An 18,027-nucleotide genomic window follows, 5' to 3' on the forward strand; every position below is an offset into this window, starting at 1 on the left:
GACGGATGAACGGGGACCGTCGTCTGCAGATCGCCCGATGGCCCGCGAATCCGGAGCCCGGCACCGACAGCCGCGGTCACCCCGCGGCGTCACGCCGTTTGCGCATCTGCGCGAGCGCGAGGGACATCCGGTGGTTCCCGGCGAACACGTCCTCATGTCGCTCGAGGAACTGCCAGTACGCGTCGGTGAACACCGAGTCCTTGGCCTCCTGCGCCGACGGCCACCACGCCCCCATCTTCTGCAGGTACGCCCCGCCCGAGACGTAGGGCTTCGTGGCGACGAAGCCCCCGTCGGCGAACTGGCTCATGCCCATGACGTTGGGCACCATGACCCAGTCGTACGCGTCGACGAACAGCGCGAGGAACCACCGGTTCACCTCCCGGGGCGCGTACCCCCGCAGCAGGAACCAGTTGCCCAGCACCATCAGCCGTTCGATGTGGTGCGCGTACCCCCACCGGTGCACGCGTTCGAGCACGGTCCGCACGGGCGCGGGCAGGTCGGACGGCATCCTCTCCCCCGTGTACCAGTACTTCTCGACACGCTTCTCCAGGCGCAGGGCGTTGACGCGCTCGAGCTTCGGGTACGCCCGGTACATCCCGCGCATGTACTCCCGCCAGCCGATCACCTGCCGGACGAACCCCTCGACGGATGCCAACGGCGCAGCGGTCCGCGTCGCGGCGGCGATCACCTCCTCGACGGTGAGCAGCCCGATGTTCAGCATCGGCGAGATCACCGCGTGGAAGAGGAACGGCTCGTCGTGCTTCATGGCGTCCTCGAACCGGCCGAAGTCGCCCAGGCGCTCGGCGACGAAGACATCGAGCCACTCGCGGGCGTCCTCGGGTGTGACGGGGAGCCAGAAGTCCGTCGCCTCGCCCGGGTGCTCCGGGAACCGCTCGTCGACCTCCGCGATCACCGCCGCCGTGATGTCATCACGCTCGGGCGTCGGCAGCGCCGGGATCTCGACGCCCTTCTTCGGCAGCGGCTTGCGGTTGTCGGCGTCGAAGTTCCAGCGACGCCCCGCCGGCACCCCACCGTCCATCAGGATGCCGGTGCGCCGACGCTGCCAGCGGTAGAAGTCCTCCATCAGGGGCTTGGGGTGCTCCGCGAACCACGCGTCGACGTCTTCTTCGGGCGTGAGGAACAAGCCGTCGGACAGGATGTCGGTCTCGACGCCGTGTGCCGCGCAGATCTCCGTGATCCGCTCGTCGACCGGGCGGTTGGGGTCGCTCATCCACGTCAGCTCGGTGACGCCTCGCTCCGTCAGCAGACGCTCGAGGCCCCCGCGGAACGTGAGGTCGTCGTCGAGGGTGATCCGCCGCACGATGCGTCCCGCGGACTCGAGCCGGGCCGCGGTGTGCCGCATCGCCGAGACCAGCAGCACGATCTTGTGCCGGTGGTACGGCAGCTTCGCGAAGCGCGGGGCGGACTCGATGAAGAAGAACTCCTCGACGCCGTCGTCGGCGAACGCCGGGTGCTCCGCGAACTGCTGTGTCGCGAGGACCAGCGCGGCCCTCACGCGCGCCGCCGTTGCTTCGCGGCGTTCGCGCGGCATCCGCGCGAGCAGTACAGGACCTCGTCCCACTGGTCGCGCCCGCTCCAGCGCTTCCGATCGGAGAAGGGTCGGCCGCAGTAGGCGCACGGCTTGGTGCGCAGCGGGGGTCGTGCCATGGCGTCATGGTGCCAGCGCCACACGCCTCGCATCGGGGGCTTGCGCCGTGCGCGCGGAACGCTCCCACGCCAGGGTCGTGCGCGCACCGCACCCCGTGATCCGGATGCCATGGACACGACACCGCAGAGCACCCCCGACACCGCGACCCGTCCGACGGCTGACGCCGCGCCTGTCCGGTCGATCAGCCGGGCAGGTCGAACTTCTCGTTCTCGCCGCGCGGTCGCTCGCCGGTGATCTTGGATGTCACCAGGGCCACCGCCGTGGCGATGCGTCCGCCGGCGCTCCCCCAGTACTCGCCGCTCAACGCGGAGACCTTCAGGAGAGTGACGCCGGGAGACTCGGGGCCGTCGGGGAACCAGGCTTCGACGGTGGTGGACCACAGTTCCTTCAGCTTCGCGAGATCGTCGATCACCTCCGCTTCGCCCGCGAGCGACAGCCACAGGCCATCCGAACTGAACGACAGACCGACCTTCGGGTCGCGTCGGACGTGTTCCACCGCCGAGGCGTGCGTGCCGACGATGAACCACAGGTCGCCGTCGGACTCCGTCTCCTGCACCGTGAGCGGGTGGGCGTGGAGATCCCCCTCCTCCGCCCGCGTGGTGACCATCGCGAAGCGGAACTTCGGGAGCAGTTCATTGAGCTTGTCGAGCTCGGAAACGGTGTCGGACATGGCGTCCTCCTTCTCTGGGGTGCTCAGCCCACTCGTTCGGGGCATCGCCCGCCACCGGTTGACGCCGTGGCGAGGGTCTGATCTCGCGGGGTCTGTGCGGACCGGACCATCCGTGCTACCGTGAAGTATTCGTTCTGGGACCTGCTTCATCGACGTCCGCCTCATCGTAGAGATGCCGGGCGCACGGCACCGAGCCGTCATCGATGCGATTCCCTCCTCATCTCCGCGCGGTCTGCGTGGGCGCGACCCCCGGTCGTCCATCGGCCGCGGAAAGTTCGCGTGTCTCCTCTCCTCCCCCCGCCGTTGTCGTGGCGCCAGGCCGATCTCGACGTCTTCGTCGCGACCGCCGATTCCGCGTACGCCGGTTTCGTCGGCGCCGTCCCCTCGGGCTTTGAAGCCCAGGGGGCGCGCGGCGAAGATCTCGGCATCCACGACTCCGTCGCTGCGGCCCAGTCCGCTGTCGACGTCCACCGCGTTCGCACGACCCTCCCGGTCGCGCGGCGTCCCCGTCCGCTCCGCATGCGTCGGAGCGGCGCACCCGGCCGCAATCGCGGCCCACGAAGAAAAAGGAAGAACACGATGGCCACTGGCACCGTGAAATGGTTCAACTCCGAGAAGGGCTACGGGTTCATCGCACCCGACGACGGCTCGGCCGACCTGTTCGCGCACTTCAGCGCGATCCAGGGCAATGGCTTCAAGGAGCTGCAGGAAGCACAGAAGGTCGAATTCGACGCCGAGCAGGGCCCCAAGGGCATGCAGGCGGCGAACATCCGTCCCCTCTGAGCTCCGGCTCCTCAGCGAAGGCCGGGAGGGCCGCTTCGGCGGCTCCCCGGCCTTCGCCGCGTCCACAGGAGGATCCGCCGAGCGCAGGAAGGGTGTCCGGAAGATGACCGCCGCCGGTGAGTATGCCGTGGATGCACTCGTATTCCGGTGACTCCATACGCCGCGACGTAGTGTGGGCCTCAGCCCGGGTAGCCGCTCTGGCTCCCGACTTCGGTCATCATCGCGAGGAGCATCTTCATCGCCTCCACCATCGTCGAGTCCCGTCTCGGCCCCGTTCGTCAGACGTACTCCGGCACCACCGAATTCCCCCCGATCGCGAAGGCCTACACAGAGCTGTCCCAGGTCGTCCGCGAAAGCGGGTTCCTCTCCCGCACCCCCGTCTTCTACTCGCTCGTCGGCGCGGCCATCGTGCTCGGCTTCGGCGGCGCGATCACCGGTTTCGTCCTCCTGGGCGACAGCTGGTTCCAGCTCCTCATCGCCGCCGCCCTCGGCATCCTGCTCACCCAGGTCGCCTTCCTCGCGCACGAGGCCAACCACCGGCAGATCTTCGCGTCGGGGCGGGCGAACGACCGCCTCGCGCTGTGGATCGGCAACGGGGTCGTCGGCATGAGCCAGTCGTGGTGGGCCACCAAGCACACCCGCCACCACGCGAACCCGAACCGCGTCGGCAAGGACCCCGACATCGAGATCGACACGATCTCGTTCCTCGATGAGGATGCCGCCAAAGCACGCGGCATCCAACGGTGGATCACGCAGCGGCAGGGATGGCTGTTCTTCCCCCTCCTCACGTTGGAGGGCCTGAACCTCCACGCTCTCGCGTTCCGCCACCTGCTCTCACGCGGCGAGGTCAAGGGCCGCTGGACCGAGCTCGGACTGCTCGCCCTGCGCTTCGCGGTGTTCGTCGCGCCGGTGTTCGTGTTCCTGCCCCTCGGGTTGGCCTTCGCCTTCCTCGGCGTGCAACTCGCCGTGTTCGGGGTGTACATGGGGGCGTCGTTCGCGCCGAACCACAAGGGCATGGCGGTGATCGCGCCCGGCGCGAAGCTCGACTTCTTCAGCAAGCAGGTTCGCACCTCCCGCAACATCTCGGGCGGCTGGTGGGCGACCTGGCTCATGGGCGGCCTGAACTACCAGATCGAGCACCACCTGTTCCCGAACATGCCACGGCCGTACCTCAGCCGTGCGCGGGAGATCGTCCGCGAGCACTGCGAGACGCTGCAGGTGCCGTACGTCGAGACGACGCTCCTCCAGTCGTACGGCATCGTCATCGCATACCTGAACCGCGTCGGGCTCGCCGCGCGCGACCCGTTCGAGTGCCCGATGACCTCGGCCGCACGGCGCGTCTGAGCGTCAGTCCCGCGCGACCTCGAGGAGCTGCGTCTCCCGTACGGCGCCGTCGGCCAGCGTGAGCACCATCATGGTGCACACCGGCTGGCGGCGCCGATCCGTCGGCGACCCCGGGTTCAGCAGCCGCATGCCCGCGGGCGTGACGGTGTCCCACGGGATGTGGCTGTGCCCGAACACGAGAAGGTCCGTGTCGGGGAAGGCGGCATCCATACGCTTCTCCCGCCCCGTGGCTGCACCGGTCTCGTGGATCACCGCGACACGGACCCCGTCGATCTCGGCGCGGGCCAGCTCGGGCAGACGGTCTCGCAGGTCGGCACCGTCGTTGTTGCCCCACACCCCCAGCACGGGGGCGAGCGCCGCGAGGTCGTCGAGCACCGACGCCGTCACCCAGTCGCCGGCGTGCACGACGAGATCGACCCCGGATGCCGCCCGCCGCACGGCCTCCGGCAGGCTCCTCGCCCGCTTCGGGACGTGCGTGTCGGCGAGGAGCAGGAGGCGCGTCGTCATCCGGCTCACGCTACCCGCGGATGCGAGGATGGGACGGTGACGTCCCGCCGTACCGCCCTTCTCGCTCTCCTCGTCGACGTCGTCCTCGTGGTCGCGTTCGCCGCGATCGGCCGGGCCACCCACGACGGCGACGTCCTGGGCCCCGCGGGCGCGGGCCTGGCGACCACCGCGTGGCCGTTCCTCGTGGGCCTGCTGCTCGGCTGGGCCGTGAGCCTCGGCTGGCGGCGTCCGCTCGCGCCGCTGCGGACCGGCCTCCCGGTGTGGGGCGTGACGCTCGTGGCCGGGATGCTGCTGCGTGCGGTGAGCGGTCAGGGTGTCGCTGTCGCGTTCGTCATCGTCGCCGGCATCACCCTGCTGGTGTTCCTGGTGGGCTGGCGCGCGAGCGCGGGGATCGCGGCCCGCGTCCGCGTCAGTCGCTCAGCGTGACATCGACCTGGATCTCGGCCGCGAGGTTCTGAAGGTCCTCGACGAGCTCGTCGACCCCGCCCGCGCCGGCGAGCGTCGCGGTCAGCGAAGCCTCGAACAGGCGACCGCCCGCCATCGCGGCATCCGTGGTCTGTGTCGACATCCGGTCGATGCTCGCCCCGCGGGCGCTCAGCGCACTCGTGATCTCGCGCACGATGCCGGGCCGGTCGTTGCCCATCACCGTCATCGCGACGGTGCGCGCGTCCGACACGCGCACCGCGGCCGGACCGTGCACGGCGACCCGCAGGGTGCCCGTCGCCGCCTCGAGCGCCGCGCGCAGATCGTCGGCACGGTCGGCGGGCACCGAGACCTCCACGATCCCGGCGAACGCGCCGGCCAGTTCCGCCAGCTCACTGGTCTCCCAGTTGCCGCCGTGCGCGTCGACGATGTCGGCGAGGGAGGCCACGAGCCCGGCCCGGTCGTCCCCCACCACGGTGATCACGAGAGTCGTCATGCCCGAAAGCGTAGCCACCGAGCCGCTGATAGCGTGAGGGCAGGACCTACGAGAGGGGGCACGGGATGTTCGCGTCGTTCCTGACCGCCCTGAACCTCCTCCTCGTCGCCGCCGAGCTCGCGCTTATCCCCGACGGCGGGTCGTCGCCCACTCCGCTGCTGGCTCTCGCCCTCGCGGCCGCGGTCGTCCTGACCGTCGCCGTCGCGGTGGTGGTGTTCCGCCTTCTGTCCGGCGCCCCGCCCGCGACGCCGACGCGCCCCATCGATCCGTCCGCTCCGCTCGCGCAGAGCGATCCCGACGCCGCCGGCCACCCGCGCCCGCGAGCTCCCGGACGCGCGGCCGCGGCCGCGTAGAACGCCCGGCGCCCCCGACGGCGCCGCTCTGGCATCCCTTCGTGGCCGATCGTGCCCTGATCGCTCCCACGAACGGATACTTCCTTGGACCTCTTCGCCCTGCCGCCGCTCGCGGCCCTGCTCGACCTCACGACTCGGGGCCTGCTGGCCCTCACGTCCTTCCTCACCCCCGCCGCCGGGGGCGCCGCCGCCGCCCTGGCCGTCGTCCTCGTCACCCTCGTCGTCCGCGCCGGGCTCATCCCCGTCGGGGTGTCGCAGGCCCGGGCGGAACGCGATCGCGCGCGGCTCGCCCCGCAGCTGCGCGCCCTTCGCGAGCGCTGGGGGAAGAACGCCGAACGCCTCCAGCGCGAGACCATGCAGCTCTACCGGGATGCGGGCGTGTCCCCTTTCGCGGGATGCCTCCCCGTCCTGGCGCAGGCACCCGTCGTCGGGCTGCTGTACGCCGTGTTCCTGCACCCGACGGTCGCGGGACACGCCAACGGCCTCCTCACCGAGCAGCTCGCGGGGGTACCGCTCGGGTCGAGCCTGCTGACCGCTCTCACCCGCGGGTCGGCGGATGCCGTGACGTTCGTGCTGCTCGGCGTCGTCGTCGCGGTCATCGCCGGCGCGGGCGAACTGACACGACGCTTCCTGCGCCCCCCGTTCGATCCCGCGACCCCGCGATCGGTCGTCGTGATGACCGCGGTGCTGCCGTTCACGACCGCGGTCGTCGCACTGTTCGTCCCGTTCGCCGCGGGCCTGTATCTCGCGGTCACCACACTGTGGACGTTCGGGCAGCGCCTGGTGCTGCGCCGGCTCTATCCGATCGACGACGGGCGCACGGCATCCCAGCGCTGAGCGTGCACGAGATTCACCGCGGCCATGGCGAGCACGATCAGCGCCGCGCCGGCGGGGAACAGCATCGCCGTCTCGACCGACACGCGCTCCGCGACGGCACCCGTGAGCGCCGACGACAGCGCCTGCGCGAGGGTCAGCGCCGAGGCGAGCAGCGTCATCGTCGTCGCCGTGCGCCCGGCCGGGGCACGGTATCCCGCGAGGCTGAACAGCGTGACGAGCGAAGGTCCGACGCCGATTCCCATGAGACACAGCACGACCGTCACGGTCACCACCGAACCGCCCACCGAGTACGCGCCCGCCGACGCGAAGAGGAGGATCGCGAAGGCCACGAGGCGCCAGCGCAGCGAGAAACGCGCGGGCAGCACCGCCACGGCGAGGGCGAGCACCGCGGAACCGACGCCCATCACGCCGTACAGCAGCGCCCCGGCCTCAGGGGCGCCCCGCGCTTCCATGAACGCCGTCAGCGACGTCAGCGTCGATCCGAAGAACGCGCCGACCCCGAACACCGCCACGACGAGCATCAGCATGCGCGGCCGGAGCAGTTCGCGGACGGGGGCCATCGCGCCGCGTTCGGACGCCACGGGGACCGCGCGTCCGGTGGGGTGCAGCGCGAACGCGGTCACGAAGACGAAGCTCAGCGCGGCGGCCGCGGCGATCGGCGCCCAGGGCGCCACGACCGCGGCGAGCACGCCGACGACGAACGGGCCGATCACGAACGCCGTCTCATCGGCCGCGGACTCGTACGCCATCGCGCGCGAGAACGTGCGCTCGCGTCGCTCGGACGCAACCCTCGCCCCGATGAGCGCCATAACACGGCTGCGCGACATCGCGGCGGTCTGCGGGCCGGTGAGGCCGATCGCGACGGCGCTCGCGAGGACGACGGCGTCGGCGGCCGGCGACCCCGCGACGACGGGGAAGAGTGCGAGGAGGATGCCGTTGGCCAGCCCGGTCGGCACCAGCACACGCGACTGCCCGAACCGGTCGGCGAGGTCGCCGAGCACGGGCCCGGCGATGACGACACCGATGCCGACGGCGGCGGACGTGAGCCCGCCGAGCGCGACGGAACCGCGCACCGACACGACGAGGGCCAGGACGCCGACCGTCATCATGGCGAACGGCAGACGCGCGACGAACGCGACGGGGAAGTACCAGAACCCCGTGTGGTGGATCAGCGAGCGCGACGCAGCGGTCGGGACGGGGTGGTGCATGAGGATCTCCGGGGCGTGGGGCGGTGCCGCCTTGCCGGTCCGGTAGGTAGATGCACGAGGTGCGGCGGGCGAGCCCGCACGATTATTCTACAGCGCCCGCGTGAGCGGGGACCTAGGAGACGAGCGCGGCGATCGCCGCGATCACCGACGCGAGCGCCAGGACGAGGGCGATCGCGATGAGCACCGTGTGCACGATCAGGAACGCGGTGGGCTTGCCGGAGGCGTCGCGCGCGCGGGGGTCTTTCGCGATCCGCGGGTAGAACCGGGGCCACACGACAGCGTTGAAGACGGCGTTGGCGAAGAGCAGCACGATCAGCAGCGGTTCCACCCTCCGATCCTACGTCGCGGGTCACACCGCGCAGACGATGCACCGCCGTGCGGTGGGCCGCACTTCCAGCCGCGCGTCGGCGATGGGCCGCCCGCACACCTCGCACACGCCGTAGATTCCGGATGCCACGCGCTCGCGCGCCGCACGGATCTCGTCCTGCTCCGCGCGGGCCGCCCGGGCGAGCGCATCGACGTGCGCCCACTCCCCCGACAAGGTGGAGCCCTCGGGGTCGTGCTCGTCGTCGGCCGTGGCATCCGCCCGATCGTGTCGGAGACTCTCGGCGTCGTCGCCCAGGTGACGCAGACGTCGCTCGACGGCGCGCTCCAGCTCGTCGAGCAGGGTCAGAGCGCGAGCGGCATCCATCCCTCGACGCTACTGCGGAGCCCCGACATCGCGGCGGGGGTGGATCGCGGGGCGCGAGGACGTCAGGATCGGCGCATGGCTGACCTCACCAAGCACTGGACACCGCTCGGGTTGGTGTTCCTCGCACTGTCGATCGTCGGGCTCGTCGGGACCTGGACCTTCAACGTGTTCGCCGTCGTCCAGATGGTGGATTTCGTGGGCGATCTCGTCTCGAGCGGACCGGCGGTCTCGTCGATCACCGTCGACCTGCTGGTCGTCGCCGTCGCCGGGAGCATCTTCATCCTGGTCGAGGGGCGACGACAGGGAATGCGGCACGCCTGGCTCTACGTCGTCCTGTCGGGCCTCACCGCCTTCGCCTTCACCTTCCCTCTGTTCCTCGCGATGCGGGAACGGAAGCGGACGGCCCGGGTCCGCGCGGACGCGTGAACCCGGGCCGGGCGGGTCAGCGGCCGAGACCCTCGCGCAGCCCCTCGACGAGCGGCGTGGTCGGGCGCCCGATCACGCGGGCCAGGGTGCGGTCGGTCTGAGACAGGGCACCACGGGCGATCGCGTCGTCGATGCCGGCGACGAACGCCGCCGTCCCGGCATCCAGACCGGCCTGCTCGAGTCCTGCCGCGAGCTGCTCGAGCGTCACCGGCTGGTACGCGACCTCGCGGCCCAGCACCTCTCCCGCCGCAGCCGCCAGCTCGTCGTAGGTCCACGTGACGTCGCCGCCGAGTTCGAGCGTCTGCCCGACGAGGTCGTCCGTGGTGAGGGCCACCGCCGCCGCCTCGGCGTAGTCGCGGCGACTGGCGCTGGCGACCCGCGCGTCGCCGACGGCCGCGACGATCACGCCGGAGTCCGCCGCACGGGCGACCGAGTCGAGGTAGTTCTCCGTGTACCAGTTGTTGCGGAGGATCGTGGCATCCAGGCCGGCTTCGGAGATCGCGCGCTCGGTGGCGAGGTGGTCCGCCCCGAGGGCGTAGTCGATCTCGTCGACGCGGGGCGCGCTGGTGTACACGAGGCGCTCGATGCCCGCGGCCCGCGCCGCTTCCACGACGTTGCGGTGGCCGGTGGCCCGGTCGGGATCCGTGCCCGAGATGAGCAGGACACGGGTGACGCCCTCGAGCCCGGCGGTGAGGGTGTCGGGGCGGGAGTAGTCGAACTCGACCACGCGGATGCCGCGCGCGGCGAGCTCGTCGGCCTTGGCGGGAGTGCGCACACCGGCGACGACGTCGGACGCGGCGACGCCGCGGGCGAGGAGCGCATCGATCACGAGGCGGCCGAGGTGCCCGGAGGCGGCGGAGACGAGGAGGGTCATGGGAGTGTCCTTTCGGTCGGTACGCCCAAGGCAACGTCGCGGACCGAAGCACATTCCGGAATGCGGGTACCCACTTTTCGGTTAGGTACTCACGTGATGGTGAGTCTTGCGGATCTCCGCGCCGAACGTCCCGATGTCTTCTCGGACGGGTGTCCCACCCGGACCGTGCTCGATCACGTGATGGGCAAATGGGGAGTCCTCGTCCTCGTCGCGCTCTCGGACGGCACCCAGCGCTGGGGCGAGCTGCGCCGCAACATCTCGGGCATCAGCGAGAAGATGCTCGCGAGCACGCTCAAGACCCTCGAAGCCGACGGCCTGGTCCGTCGCACCGCGTATCCCGAGGTGCCTCCGCGCGTCGAGTACGCCCTGACCGACCTCGGCCGCGACCTCATGGGACGCGTCCTGCCGCTCATGGCGTGGGTCGCCGAACACGCGGATGCCATGCTGGACCGGCCGAAGTGACGGGCGCGTCCGCCTACGCTCGATTCATGCGACTCCCGCTGCGACTCCCGCGCGAAAGCCTGAGTTTCCGCGCTCCGCGACGCGGGCCCTTCCTGCAGGTCGCGAAGTCCGCGATCGCGATGATCGCCGCGTGGGTCGCCGCGGGCGCCCTCGTCCCCGGGCCGCCGCCGATCTTCGCCGCGATCGCCGCCGTGCTGGTCGTTCAGCCGAGCATCAACCAGTCGTTCACACGTGCCGTCGAACGCAGCGTCGGCGTGATCGTCGGCGTGGTCATCGCCTCCCTGCTCGGCATCCTGCTCGGGTCCCCGACCTGGGTGATCCTGCTCGCCGGCGCCGTCTCCCTCGGTGTGGCATGGGCGTTGCGCATGTCGCCGGGAGCGACCAATCAGGTCGCGATCAGCGCGGTGCTCGTCCTCGCCCTCGGCACGGCCACGCCCAACTACGCCCTCGACCGCGTGCTGGAGACGGTGATCGGTGCCGTCATCGGCATCCTGGTGAACACGGCGCTCGTGCCCCCGGTGCTCGTCCCGCCGGCCCGGGAGAAGCTCGAGATCCTCGGACGCGAACTCGCCGCGGCCCTGGAACGTCTCGCCGACGCCCTCGAGACCCCGCAGGATCGGGCGTCGCTGGAAGGCCTCCTTCTCGAGGCGCGTCTCCTGCGTCCCGTGCGGGATGCCGCGGCCGACGCCATCCGCGACGGCGCCGACTCGCTCTCGCTCAACCCGCGCAGCTCTCGGCACCGCGCCGACCTCGCCGCGATGCAGCGGCGACTCGACCGGTTCAGCCCCGTCGTCACCCAGACCGTCGGGATGACACGGGCCGTGTACGACGGGTACACAGCGTCGATCGCCGACGACCCGTCGGTGCGGGCCATCGCCGAACAGCTGCACCGGGCGGCGCACGACGTCCGGCTCGACTTCGCGCTCGACCCGCGCACCGAGCCGGAACCGATCGCGGAAGAGCCCGCGCTCACCCGGCCCCTTCAGATCCGCACGCCCTCGACCGAGCACTGGGTGCTCGTGGGGTCCTTGCTGATGGACCTCCACCGCATCCACGAAAGCCTGCGCGACGAACAGGCGTGAAGCCCCACGAACGGCCCCCGCCGCCCACAGCGCTGGTTGACTGGTGCCATGGGTACCGCGATGTTCCCGTTGGGAGCCGTTCTGTTCCCGCACACGCCGCTGGCGTTGCGGATCTTCGAGGAGCGCTACCTCGTCATGCTGGGCATGCTGCTCGACGAGGTGGACCCCGAGTTCGGGGTCGTCCTGATCGAGCGGGGCATCGAGACCGGTGGTGGCGACCAGCGCTTCGCGCTCGGGACCATGGCCCGTCTCAGCCACGTCGTCCCCCAGGCCGGGCAGATGTCGATCGTCGCCCGCGGGGCCGAGCGGTTCGAGATCGTCGAGTGGCTCGAGGACGCCCCGTATCCGCGGGCGGAGGTTCGTCCGCTCCCCGCCCTCGAATGGAACGACGACCTCGCACCACTCCTCGAGGAAGCGGAAGGCATCGTGCGCCGTGTCCTCGGACGCGCACGCGAACTCGGCGTGGCGCGCTGGGACCCCGATGTCGAACTGTCGGATGAGCCGCTCGAGCGGGCCTGGCAGATCGCGGCGATCGCCCCGCTGGGCGAACTCGATCAGATGGAGTTGCTGCGCTCCCCCACGATGGGCGGACTGCTGCGTGCGACAGTGGACCTCACGCTCGCCGCCGAACCGCTCCTCGGCGACCCCATCCCCGACGGCGTCATCGTGGTCACGGACGACACCGATGACGACGTCGAGGACGACGACTGACGCGACCTCAGTTCAGGGCGCGCACCGACGCCGGGATGACGCCGGAGCCGTAGAGATCGATCGCGAGGTCCTGGAGGGCCGTGAGGGCGACCCGCTGCGTCTGCGGCCCGTACGAGATCCGCGCCACCCCGAGAGCCTCGTATTCGCGGGCGGTCAGCGCACCGGGCACGCCGATCACGCTCACCTTCCGTTCGCCGATGCCCTCGACCAGACGCCGCGTCGCGTCCGCGTCGAGCAGGCCCGGTACGAAGACGGTCGTGGCACCGGCATCGAGATAGGCGCGGCCTCGGGCGATGGCATCCGTCAGCTTCTCGTCGAGGGGACGGTCGCCGCCCTTCAGGACGGCGTCGGTGCGGGCGTTGAGGACGAAGGGAACACCCTCGGACGCGCCCGCGGCGACGATCGCCTCGACCGCCGCGACCGAGTCCGCGAGCGGGCGGAGACGGTCCTCGACGTTGGCGCCGACGACGCCGACGCCGATCGCGCGGCGCACGGTCTCGCCCGGGTCGCCGTAGCCGGCATCGAGGTCGGCCGAGACGGGCACGTCGACCGCCGCGACGATGCGCCCGACCATGTCGAGCATGAGGTCGAGCGGGATGTTCTCGCCGTCCTCGTAGCCGAACGTCGCGGCGATCGAGTGACCGGCCGTCGCGAGCGCCCGCGTCTGCGGCAGGTCGGCGATCGCGCGCGCCGAGACGACGTCCCAGACGTTCACGACGCGCAGGATCTCGGGGGCGTGGTGCAGGGACGCGAGGGTCTCGGCGCGGGCGGCGGGCGCGGTCATGCGGATGCTCCTTCGGGGTCGGTCGCGAGTGCGTCGGCGATGAGGGTGTCGCCGGCACCGAAGCGGATGAATCGTCCGATCGTCGCGGGCTGCACCAGGCTCGCCGCGACCACGGCGGCGACATCGGCCCGACCGACCTCGCCCTTGCCCTGCGGTGCCGTGGTGATGCGACCGGTCGGCGGGTCGAGCGTGAGCGTCCCGGGGCCGAGGATCGTCCAGTCCAGCTCGCTCGCGCGCAGGTGGTCGTCGGCCGCGAGTTTCGCGTCGGCGTAGGCGAAGAACGGGTCGTCCTTCGGGATGCCGTGATCCGGCGTCGAGCCGATCCACGACACCATGACGAAGCGGCGGACGCCGGCCTGCGCGGCCGCGTCCACGGCGCGTTCCGCGGCGTCACGGTCGACCGCGTACGTGCGTTCCGCCGAGCCGCCACCCGCGCCGGCCGACCACACGACCGCGTCGGCGCCGTCGAAGGCCTGGGCGAGCGCGTCGACATCCGCCTTCTCGACGTCGAGCACGAGCGGCGTGGCACCCGCGGCCTCCACGTCGGCGCGGTGGTCGGGGTTCCGAACCACCGACACCGCCTCGTCGCCACGCTCGGCGAGCAGACCCGCCAGGTGCAGGGCCACCTTGCCGTGTCCGCCGATGATCACGATGCGTTCCATGTCACTGTCCTCCGGCCTTCTCGATCGACATCTTCAGAATCACGCGCTGGGCACGGTCGGGCGGGGGCTGCTGCCCCGCGTTGCCGTAACGCCGGCCGAGGCGGACGTAGAACGCCCCCTCGGGATCGGGCACCTCTTCGACGAGGCGACCGCGCACCTCGAGGTAGCGGTACGGCTGCTCGGGGTCGAAGACCATGAGGCTCATCGACGGATTCGCCTGCAGGTTGCGGTACTTCTGCCGCGTCGTGGTGTGCGTGAAGAGCACGTGCTCGCCGTCGAACTCGAACCACATCGGGTTGACCTGGACCGTTCCGTCGGGACGCACGGTTCCCAGAGCGCCGTAGTTCGGATTCTCGAGCAGGTCGCGAAGCGCATCGGGGATCATGCGTGTCCTCTCATCGGGTGTCGCTCCGCGAGCCTACGCATCCTCTCCGACACGCCCTCGGGGCTTGACGGGCTCAGCCGACGTCGCCGTCGACGTACACCCACCGCCCGCCGCGCCGGACGAACCGGCTCCGCTCCGACAGCACGCCCCGCTCCCCGTCGCGGCGCCACGACGCACGGAACGCGACGGTCGCGGCATCCCCGTCCTCGACGGCCTCGTCGATGACGAGCCCCTCCCAGACGGTGTCGTCGAGGTCGATCTCCTCCGGCCGGGTCCGTGGATGCCACGTCCGCACCAGATGATCGGCGTCGCCCACCGCGAACGCGGTGTAACGCGATCGCATCAGCCGCTCGGCCGACGGCGCTGCGGCGCCGTCGAGGAGCGGGCCGCAGCACTCCCCGAACGCCGCGCGCCCGCACGGACACGGCGCGGCCGCGGAAGGTCGCGAGGAGCGGGCACCGAAAGACACCCCGACACTCTAGGCAATCCACAGGGCTTCACTACCCTGAGCACATGGCATCCCGTCCGGACAAGCTCATGCTCCTCGACACCGCGTCGCTGTACTTCCGCGCGTTCTACGGCGTGCCCGACAAGGTGAAGGCCGAGGACGGCACGTCCGTGAACGCGGCGCGCGGCCTGCTCGACATCGTCGCCAAGCTCGTCACGACGTACGAGCCGACGCGGCTCGTGGCCTGCTGGGACGACGACTGGCGACCGGGGTGGCGCGTGGAGCTCCTCCCCACCTACAAGGCGCATCGGGTCGTGGAAGCCGTCGCCGGCGCACCGGACGTCGAGGAGGTCCCCGAGGCGCTCACCGCGCAGATCCCGTTGATCCGCGAAGCCCTCGCCGCCCTCGGCATCGCCGTCGTCGGCGCCGCCGACCACGAGGCGGACGACGTCATCGGCACGCTCGCCTCCCGCGCCGACGTGCCCGTCGACATCGTCACCGGCGACCGCGACCTGTTCCAGCTCGTCGACGACGCCCGCCGGGTCCGGGTGATCTATACCGCCCGCGGAATGAGCAACCTCGAGATCGTCGACGACGCCGCCGTCCACACGCGCTACGGCATCCACGCCGACCAGTACGCCGACTTCGCGGCACTGCGGGGAGACCCCTCGGACGGCCTGCCCGGCGTCCCGGGCATCGGCGAGAAGTCCGCGGCCGCCCTCCTCGCCGCCTGCGGCGATCTCGCCGGCATCCGCACCGCCGCCGCGGACGGTACGGCGGGCTCCCCCGCGCAACGCGCCAAGATCCTCGCCGCGGCCGAATACCTCGACGTGGCCCCGACGGTCGTCCGGGTCGCGCGCGACCTCGACCTCGCGTCGGCGGACGACCGGATCCACGTCGACGACTCCCGCGCGGCCGCCGCCACCGAGCTCGCCGCCCGCTGGAACCTCGGCACGTCGATGACCCGCGCCCTCACCGCTCTGCGCGGCTGAACGCGGCTCAGCGGTCGCGGGCGAGCCACTCCCGCAGCCGCGGAAGCGGCCAGGTCGTGATGATCCGTTCGGCGGGCACACCCGCCGCCTGCGCACGGGCCGCGCCGTAGTCGAGCAACGACAGCTGACCCGGCGCATGCGCGTCGGAATCGATCGAGAAGAGGCACCCCTCCGCCACGGCCAGCGCGAAAAGGTCGTCCGGCGGGTCCTGACGCTCGGGGCGCGAATTGATCTCGACCGCCACACCCGAGGCGGCGCACGCCGCGAACACCGCCCGCGCGTCGAACTCCGACGGGGGCCGGGTCCCCCGTGCTCCCTCGACGAGGCGCCCGGTGACGTGACCGAGCACGTCGACGCGCGGATCGCCCGCCGCCGCTACCAGACGCCGTGTCATGGGGGCCGCCTCCATCCGCAGCTTCGAGTGCGCGGATGCCACGACCACATCGAGCTCGCGGAGGAGCGCGTCCTCCTGGTCGAGGTCGCCGTCGTCCAGGATGTCGACCTCGATGCCCGCGAACAGGGTGAAGGACGCATCGGAGAGGCCCCGGACGATCTCGATCTGCGCCCGCAGGCGTTCCGGCGACAGGCCGTTCGCCACCGTCAACCGCGGAGAGTGGTCGGTGAGCGCGAGGTACTCGTGCCCCAGCCCACGGGCCGCCTCCACCATCGTCGGGATCGGCGTCAGCCCGTCCGACCAGTCGCTGTGACTGTGCAGGTCGCCGCGCAACAGTGCCCGCAGCTCGCCCCCGCCGACCGTGCCGGACGCGGCGCGCAAGGACGCCAAGCGCTCGGGCACACCGCCGTCCAGCGCTTCCCGGATCACGGCGAAGGTCGAGTCGCCGATCCCCGGGCGCCGCCGCAACCCCGGGTCCCGCAGCTCCTCGTCGCTCAGCCCGTCGATGGCCGCGGCGGCGGTGCGGAACGCCTTGGACTTGTACCGCGACGACCTCTCCCGCTCGAGCAGATACGCGATCTCGGTGAGCGCGTCGAGCGGGTGCATGCTCAGTCCGCCAGCTCCCGGGTCGCGGCGACCCAGTCATCGAGCTTCGCCAGCGCACGGCCGTCGTCAACCGCGGCGGCCGCATCCGACATCGCTTCCGCGAGACGCTCCAGGATCGGACGCTGCACCTCGGCGGCATCCTGGAACAACCGGTACGACACCAGGCCCGCCGCCGCGTTCAGCAGCACGATGTCGCGAACCGCCCCGGTCTCCCCGGCGAGAGTGCGCCGCACGACCTCGGCGTTGTGGTCGGGCGACCCGCCGAGCAGGTCGTCGATGTCGGCGAGGGGGATGCCGAGATCCCGCGGATCCAGATCGTGCTCGTGAACGTCACCGCGGCTGATCTCCCACACCCGGCTGTGCCCGGTCGTGGTCAGCTCGTCGAGGCCGTCGTCCCCACGGAACACCAGCGCCGTCGCGCCGCGCGTCCGGAAGACACCCGTGATGAGCGGGACGCGATCGAGATGGGCGACGCCGACCGCGTTGGCTTCGGCGCGCGCGGGGTTGCAGAGCGGGCCGAGGAAATTGAAGACCGTCGGCACGCCGAGCTCCGAGCGTGTCGCGGCGGCGTGACGGAAGCCCGGGTGGAAAGCCGCGGCGAAGGCGAAGGTGATCCCCGTGCGATCGAGCGTCGCGGCGACGGCCTCGGGGTCGAGCGTCAACGCGATGCCCAGGGCCGACAGCACGTCCGAGGAACCGGATGCCGAGCTCGCGGCCCGGTTGCCGTGCTTGACCACGGGGACTCCGGATGCCGCGGCCACCACGGCCGCCATCGTCGAGACGTTGACCGTACCGAAGCGGTCCCCGCCGGTGCCGACGATGTCGAGGACCTCGGCGCGCACGGGGAGCGGAACGGCGGCCTCGAGGATCGCGTCGCGGAACCCCACGATCTCCTCGACCGTCTCCCCCTTCGCCCGCAGCGCCACGAGGAAGCCGGCCAGCTGGGAGGGCGTGGCCTCCCCGGCCATGACGCGTCGCATCGCCCACGTCGACTCCGACACACTGAGGTCGTGCCCCTGCAGCAGGGCGGTGAGCAAATCGGGCCAGGTGAAGCGTTCCGCCATGCCACGATCCTTCCACATGCGGCGTGTCGGCCGAGGCCGCTCGGCGTCGCGCGGGAACCCCTTTCGCACCGGGGATTCCTTGTGGATTCTTAGGCTTCCCTAAGTCTCGATGATGGAATATCTCAGGCTGGCGATGGGAATATCGGTGCGTCGGAT

25 protein-coding genes are annotated in these 18,027 nt (G+C 71.2%); 10 read left to right on the forward strand and 15 right to left on the reverse strand.

Going from position 1 to position 18,027, the window contains the following annotated elements:
- Window positions 1–76 precede the first annotated feature (76 nt).
- From BW982_RS03415 to BW982_RS03425, 3 genes are all read right to left on the reverse strand, one after another.
- Entirely contained in the window at window positions 77–1,516 is a 1,440-nt protein-coding gene (locus tag BW982_RS03415) for a cryptochrome/photolyase family protein (RefSeq protein WP_175611018.1), read from the reverse strand.
- A complete protein-coding gene (locus BW982_RS03420) occupies window positions 1,513–1,668 on the reverse strand; it encodes a DUF2256 domain-containing protein (protein WP_076490656.1) in 156 nt (51 codons plus the stop codon). The genes BW982_RS03415 and BW982_RS03420 overlap by 4 nt, the downstream gene beginning before the upstream one ends.
- 182 nt (window positions 1,669–1,850) lie before the next feature.
- On the reverse strand, window positions 1,851–2,339 hold the full coding sequence (locus tag BW982_RS03425; RefSeq protein WP_076490657.1) for a pyridoxamine 5'-phosphate oxidase family protein: 489 nt from the start codon (window positions 2,337–2,339) through the stop codon (window positions 1,851–1,853).
- A gap of 579 nt (window positions 2,340–2,918) precedes the next feature.
- Between BW982_RS03425 and BW982_RS03430 the strand changes: the two genes are divergently transcribed.
- Window positions 2,919–3,122: a cold-shock protein gene (locus tag BW982_RS03430; RefSeq protein WP_026095524.1), complete on the forward strand. Its 204-nt coding sequence runs from the start codon at window positions 2,919–2,921 to the stop codon at window positions 3,120–3,122.
- A 237-nt stretch (window positions 3,123–3,359) separates the two neighbouring features.
- Window positions 3,360–4,466: a fatty acid desaturase family protein gene (locus tag BW982_RS03435; RefSeq protein ID WP_076490658.1), complete on the forward strand. Its 1,107-nt coding sequence runs from the start codon at window positions 3,360–3,362 to the stop codon at window positions 4,464–4,466.
- A gap of 3 nt (window positions 4,467–4,469) precedes the next feature.
- Here the strand turns inward: BW982_RS03435 and BW982_RS03440 are convergent, their stop codons facing one another.
- Window positions 4,470–4,973: a metallophosphoesterase family protein gene (locus BW982_RS03440; RefSeq protein WP_076490659.1), complete on the reverse strand. Its 504-nt coding sequence runs from the start codon at window positions 4,971–4,973 to the stop codon at window positions 4,470–4,472.
- A 36-nt stretch (window positions 4,974–5,009) separates the two neighbouring features.
- Between BW982_RS03440 and BW982_RS03445 the strand changes: the two genes are divergently transcribed.
- Entirely contained in the window at window positions 5,010–5,399 is a 390-nt protein-coding gene (locus tag BW982_RS03445) for a DUF3054 domain-containing protein (protein WP_076490660.1), read from the forward strand.
- Here BW982_RS03445 and BW982_RS03450 read toward each other — a convergent pair.
- Window positions 5,383–5,892 (reverse strand): glycine cleavage system transcriptional repressor, encoded by a 510-nt coding sequence (locus BW982_RS03450; protein WP_076490661.1) that lies wholly within the window; start codon window positions 5,890–5,892, stop codon window positions 5,383–5,385. The genes BW982_RS03445 and BW982_RS03450 overlap by 17 nt on opposite strands.
- 65 nt (window positions 5,893–5,957) lie before the next feature.
- Between BW982_RS03450 and BW982_RS03455 the strand changes: the two genes are divergently transcribed.
- Window positions 5,958–6,245 (forward strand): DUF6412 domain-containing protein, encoded by a 288-nt coding sequence (locus tag BW982_RS03455; RefSeq protein ID WP_076490662.1) that lies wholly within the window; start codon window positions 5,958–5,960, stop codon window positions 6,243–6,245.
- Window positions 6,246–6,329: 84 nt separating this feature from the next.
- Window positions 6,330–7,082, forward strand: coding sequence for a YidC/Oxa1 family membrane protein insertase (locus tag BW982_RS03460; protein ID WP_076490663.1), 753 nt, complete (start codon window positions 6,330–6,332; stop codon window positions 7,080–7,082).
- Here the strand turns inward: BW982_RS03460 and BW982_RS03465 are convergent.
- The 3 genes from BW982_RS03465 to BW982_RS03475 all read right to left on the reverse strand — a co-directional run bounded on the left by BW982_RS03465 (window position 7,043) and on the right by BW982_RS03475 (window position 8,981).
- On the reverse strand, window positions 7,043–8,290 hold the full coding sequence (locus tag BW982_RS03465) for an MFS transporter (RefSeq protein WP_076490664.1): 1,248 nt from the start codon (window positions 8,288–8,290) through the stop codon (window positions 7,043–7,045). The genes BW982_RS03460 and BW982_RS03465 overlap by 40 nt on opposite strands.
- A gap of 112 nt (window positions 8,291–8,402) precedes the next feature.
- On the reverse strand, window positions 8,403–8,618 hold the full coding sequence (locus BW982_RS03470; RefSeq protein WP_076490665.1) for an SCO4848 family membrane protein: 216 nt from the start codon (window positions 8,616–8,618) through the stop codon (window positions 8,403–8,405).
- 21 nt (window positions 8,619–8,639) lie between these two features.
- Complete coding sequence (locus BW982_RS03475; RefSeq protein ID WP_076490666.1) at window positions 8,640–8,981, reverse strand: TraR/DksA family transcriptional regulator; 342 nt, start codon at window positions 8,979–8,981, stop codon at window positions 8,640–8,642.
- Between the two features lie 75 nt (window positions 8,982–9,056).
- On the opposite strand from BW982_RS03475, the gene BW982_RS03480 reads away from it, so the two are divergent.
- Window positions 9,057–9,407 (forward strand): DUF2834 domain-containing protein, encoded by a 351-nt coding sequence (locus BW982_RS03480; protein ID WP_076490667.1) that lies wholly within the window; start codon window positions 9,057–9,059, stop codon window positions 9,405–9,407.
- A gap of 16 nt (window positions 9,408–9,423) precedes the next feature.
- Here the strand turns inward: BW982_RS03480 and BW982_RS03485 are convergent, their stop codons facing one another.
- Window positions 9,424–10,281 carry an SDR family oxidoreductase gene (locus tag BW982_RS03485; RefSeq protein ID WP_076490668.1) on the reverse strand — a complete coding sequence of 286 codons (858 nt, stop codon included), beginning with the start codon at window positions 10,279–10,281 and terminating at the stop codon, window positions 9,424–9,426.
- 93 nt (window positions 10,282–10,374) lie between these two features.
- Here BW982_RS03485 and BW982_RS03490 point away from each other — a divergent pair, with 93 nt between their 5' ends.
- From BW982_RS03490 to BW982_RS03500, 3 genes are read left to right on the forward strand one after another with little or no spacing between them, the layout of a single operon-like run.
- On the forward strand, window positions 10,375–10,743 hold the full coding sequence (locus BW982_RS03490; protein ID WP_076490669.1) for a winged helix-turn-helix transcriptional regulator: 369 nt from the start codon (window positions 10,375–10,377) through the stop codon (window positions 10,741–10,743).
- A gap of 26 nt (window positions 10,744–10,769) precedes the next feature.
- On the forward strand, window positions 10,770–11,825 hold the full coding sequence (locus BW982_RS03495; RefSeq protein ID WP_175611020.1) for an FUSC family protein: 1,056 nt from the start codon (window positions 10,770–10,772) through the stop codon (window positions 11,823–11,825).
- Between the two features lie 48 nt (window positions 11,826–11,873).
- Window positions 11,874–12,536: an LON peptidase substrate-binding domain-containing protein gene (locus tag BW982_RS03500; protein ID WP_076490670.1), complete on the forward strand. Its 663-nt coding sequence runs from the start codon at window positions 11,874–11,876 to the stop codon at window positions 12,534–12,536.
- A 7-nt stretch (window positions 12,537–12,543) separates the two neighbouring features.
- Here BW982_RS03500 and BW982_RS03505 read toward each other — a convergent pair whose 3' ends face one another.
- The 4 genes from BW982_RS03505 to BW982_RS03520 all read right to left on the reverse strand — a co-directional run bounded on the left by BW982_RS03505 (window position 12,544) and on the right by BW982_RS03520 (window position 14,836).
- Window positions 12,544–13,320 carry an isocitrate lyase/PEP mutase family protein gene (locus BW982_RS03505; protein ID WP_076490671.1) on the reverse strand — a complete coding sequence of 259 codons (777 nt, stop codon included), beginning with the start codon at window positions 13,318–13,320 and terminating at the stop codon, window positions 12,544–12,546.
- Window positions 13,317–13,982 (reverse strand): SDR family oxidoreductase, encoded by a 666-nt coding sequence (locus BW982_RS03510; RefSeq protein ID WP_076490672.1) that lies wholly within the window; start codon window positions 13,980–13,982, stop codon window positions 13,317–13,319. The genes BW982_RS03505 and BW982_RS03510 overlap by 4 nt, the downstream gene beginning before the upstream one ends.
- 1 nt (window position 13,983) lies before the next feature.
- Window positions 13,984–14,367: a PPOX class F420-dependent oxidoreductase gene (locus BW982_RS03515; RefSeq protein ID WP_076490673.1), complete on the reverse strand. Its 384-nt coding sequence runs from the start codon at window positions 14,365–14,367 to the stop codon at window positions 13,984–13,986.
- A gap of 73 nt (window positions 14,368–14,440) precedes the next feature.
- The gene (locus BW982_RS03520) at window positions 14,441–14,836 is read right to left on the reverse strand and encodes a YchJ family protein (protein WP_076490674.1); all 396 of its coding nucleotides are present in this window, start codon (window positions 14,834–14,836) and stop codon (window positions 14,441–14,443) included.
- A 44-nt stretch (window positions 14,837–14,880) separates the two neighbouring features.
- Between BW982_RS03520 and BW982_RS03525 the strand changes: the two genes are divergently transcribed.
- Entirely contained in the window at window positions 14,881–15,807 is a 927-nt protein-coding gene (locus tag BW982_RS03525) for a 5'-3' exonuclease (protein WP_254845515.1), read from the forward strand.
- A 7-nt stretch (window positions 15,808–15,814) separates the two neighbouring features.
- On the opposite strand, the gene BW982_RS03530 is transcribed toward BW982_RS03525, so the two are convergent.
- Window positions 15,815–16,807, reverse strand: a complete 993-nt coding sequence (locus BW982_RS03530) for a PHP domain-containing protein (protein ID WP_076490675.1) — start codon at window positions 16,805–16,807, stop codon at window positions 15,815–15,817.
- Between the two features lie 2 nt (window positions 16,808–16,809).
- On the reverse strand, window positions 16,810–17,871 hold the full coding sequence (gene trpD / locus BW982_RS03535; protein ID WP_076490676.1) for an anthranilate phosphoribosyltransferase: 1,062 nt from the start codon (window positions 17,869–17,871) through the stop codon (window positions 16,810–16,812).
- Window positions 17,872–18,027: the final 156 nt, after the last annotated feature.

Origin of the sequence: Microbacterium sp. RURRCA19A (assembly GCF_900156455.1) — a bacterium.
Lineage (GTDB): Bacteria > Actinomycetota > Actinomycetes > Actinomycetales > Microbacteriaceae > Microbacterium.

Excerpts from the sequence above, each read along its gene's own strand:
- BW982_RS03420 (WP_076490656.1), bottom strand. The coding sequence starts at position 1,668 with ATGGCACGACCCCCGCTGCGCACCAAGCCGTGCGCCTACTGCGGCCGA.
- BW982_RS03425 (WP_076490657.1), bottom strand. The coding sequence starts at position 2,339 with ATGTCCGACACCGTTTCCGAGCTCGACAAGCTCAATGAACTGCTCCCG.
- BW982_RS03430 (WP_026095524.1), top strand. The coding sequence starts at position 2,919 with ATGGCCACTGGCACCGTGAAATGGTTCAACTCCGAGAAGGGCTACGGG.
- BW982_RS03440 (WP_076490659.1), bottom strand. The coding sequence starts at position 4,973 with ATGACGACGCGCCTCCTGCTCCTCGCCGACACGCACGTCCCGAAGCGG.
- BW982_RS03450 (WP_076490661.1), bottom strand. The coding sequence starts at position 5,892 with ATGACGACTCTCGTGATCACCGTGGTGGGGGACGACCGGGCCGGGCTC.
- BW982_RS03455 (WP_076490662.1), top strand. The coding sequence starts at position 5,958 with ATGTTCGCGTCGTTCCTGACCGCCCTGAACCTCCTCCTCGTCGCCGCC.
- BW982_RS03465 (WP_076490664.1), bottom strand. The coding sequence starts at position 8,290 with ATGCACCACCCCGTCCCGACCGCTGCGTCGCGCTCGCTGATCCACCAC.
- BW982_RS03475 (WP_076490666.1), bottom strand. The coding sequence starts at position 8,981 with ATGGATGCCGCTCGCGCTCTGACCCTGCTCGACGAGCTGGAGCGCGCC.
- BW982_RS03480 (WP_076490667.1), top strand. The coding sequence starts at position 9,057 with ATGGCTGACCTCACCAAGCACTGGACACCGCTCGGGTTGGTGTTCCTC.
- BW982_RS03485 (WP_076490668.1), bottom strand. The coding sequence starts at position 10,281 with ATGACCCTCCTCGTCTCCGCCGCCTCCGGGCACCTCGGCCGCCTCGTG.
- BW982_RS03495 (WP_175611020.1), top strand. The coding sequence starts at position 10,770 with ATGCGACTCCCGCTGCGACTCCCGCGCGAAAGCCTGAGTTTCCGCGCT.
- BW982_RS03500 (WP_076490670.1), top strand. The coding sequence starts at position 11,874 with ATGGGTACCGCGATGTTCCCGTTGGGAGCCGTTCTGTTCCCGCACACG.
- BW982_RS03505 (WP_076490671.1), bottom strand. The coding sequence starts at position 13,320 with ATGACCGCGCCCGCCGCCCGCGCCGAGACCCTCGCGTCCCTGCACCAC.
- BW982_RS03510 (WP_076490672.1), bottom strand. The coding sequence starts at position 13,982 with ATGGAACGCATCGTGATCATCGGCGGACACGGCAAGGTGGCCCTGCAC.
- BW982_RS03515 (WP_076490673.1), bottom strand. The coding sequence starts at position 14,367 with ATGATCCCCGATGCGCTTCGCGACCTGCTCGAGAATCCGAACTACGGC.
- BW982_RS03525 (WP_254845515.1), top strand. The coding sequence starts at position 14,881 with ATGGCATCCCGTCCGGACAAGCTCATGCTCCTCGACACCGCGTCGCTG.
- BW982_RS03530 (WP_076490675.1), bottom strand. The coding sequence starts at position 16,807 with ATGCACCCGCTCGACGCGCTCACCGAGATCGCGTATCTGCTCGAGCGG.
- trpD (WP_076490676.1), bottom strand. The coding sequence starts at position 17,871 with ATGGCGGAACGCTTCACCTGGCCCGATTTGCTCACCGCCCTGCTGCAG.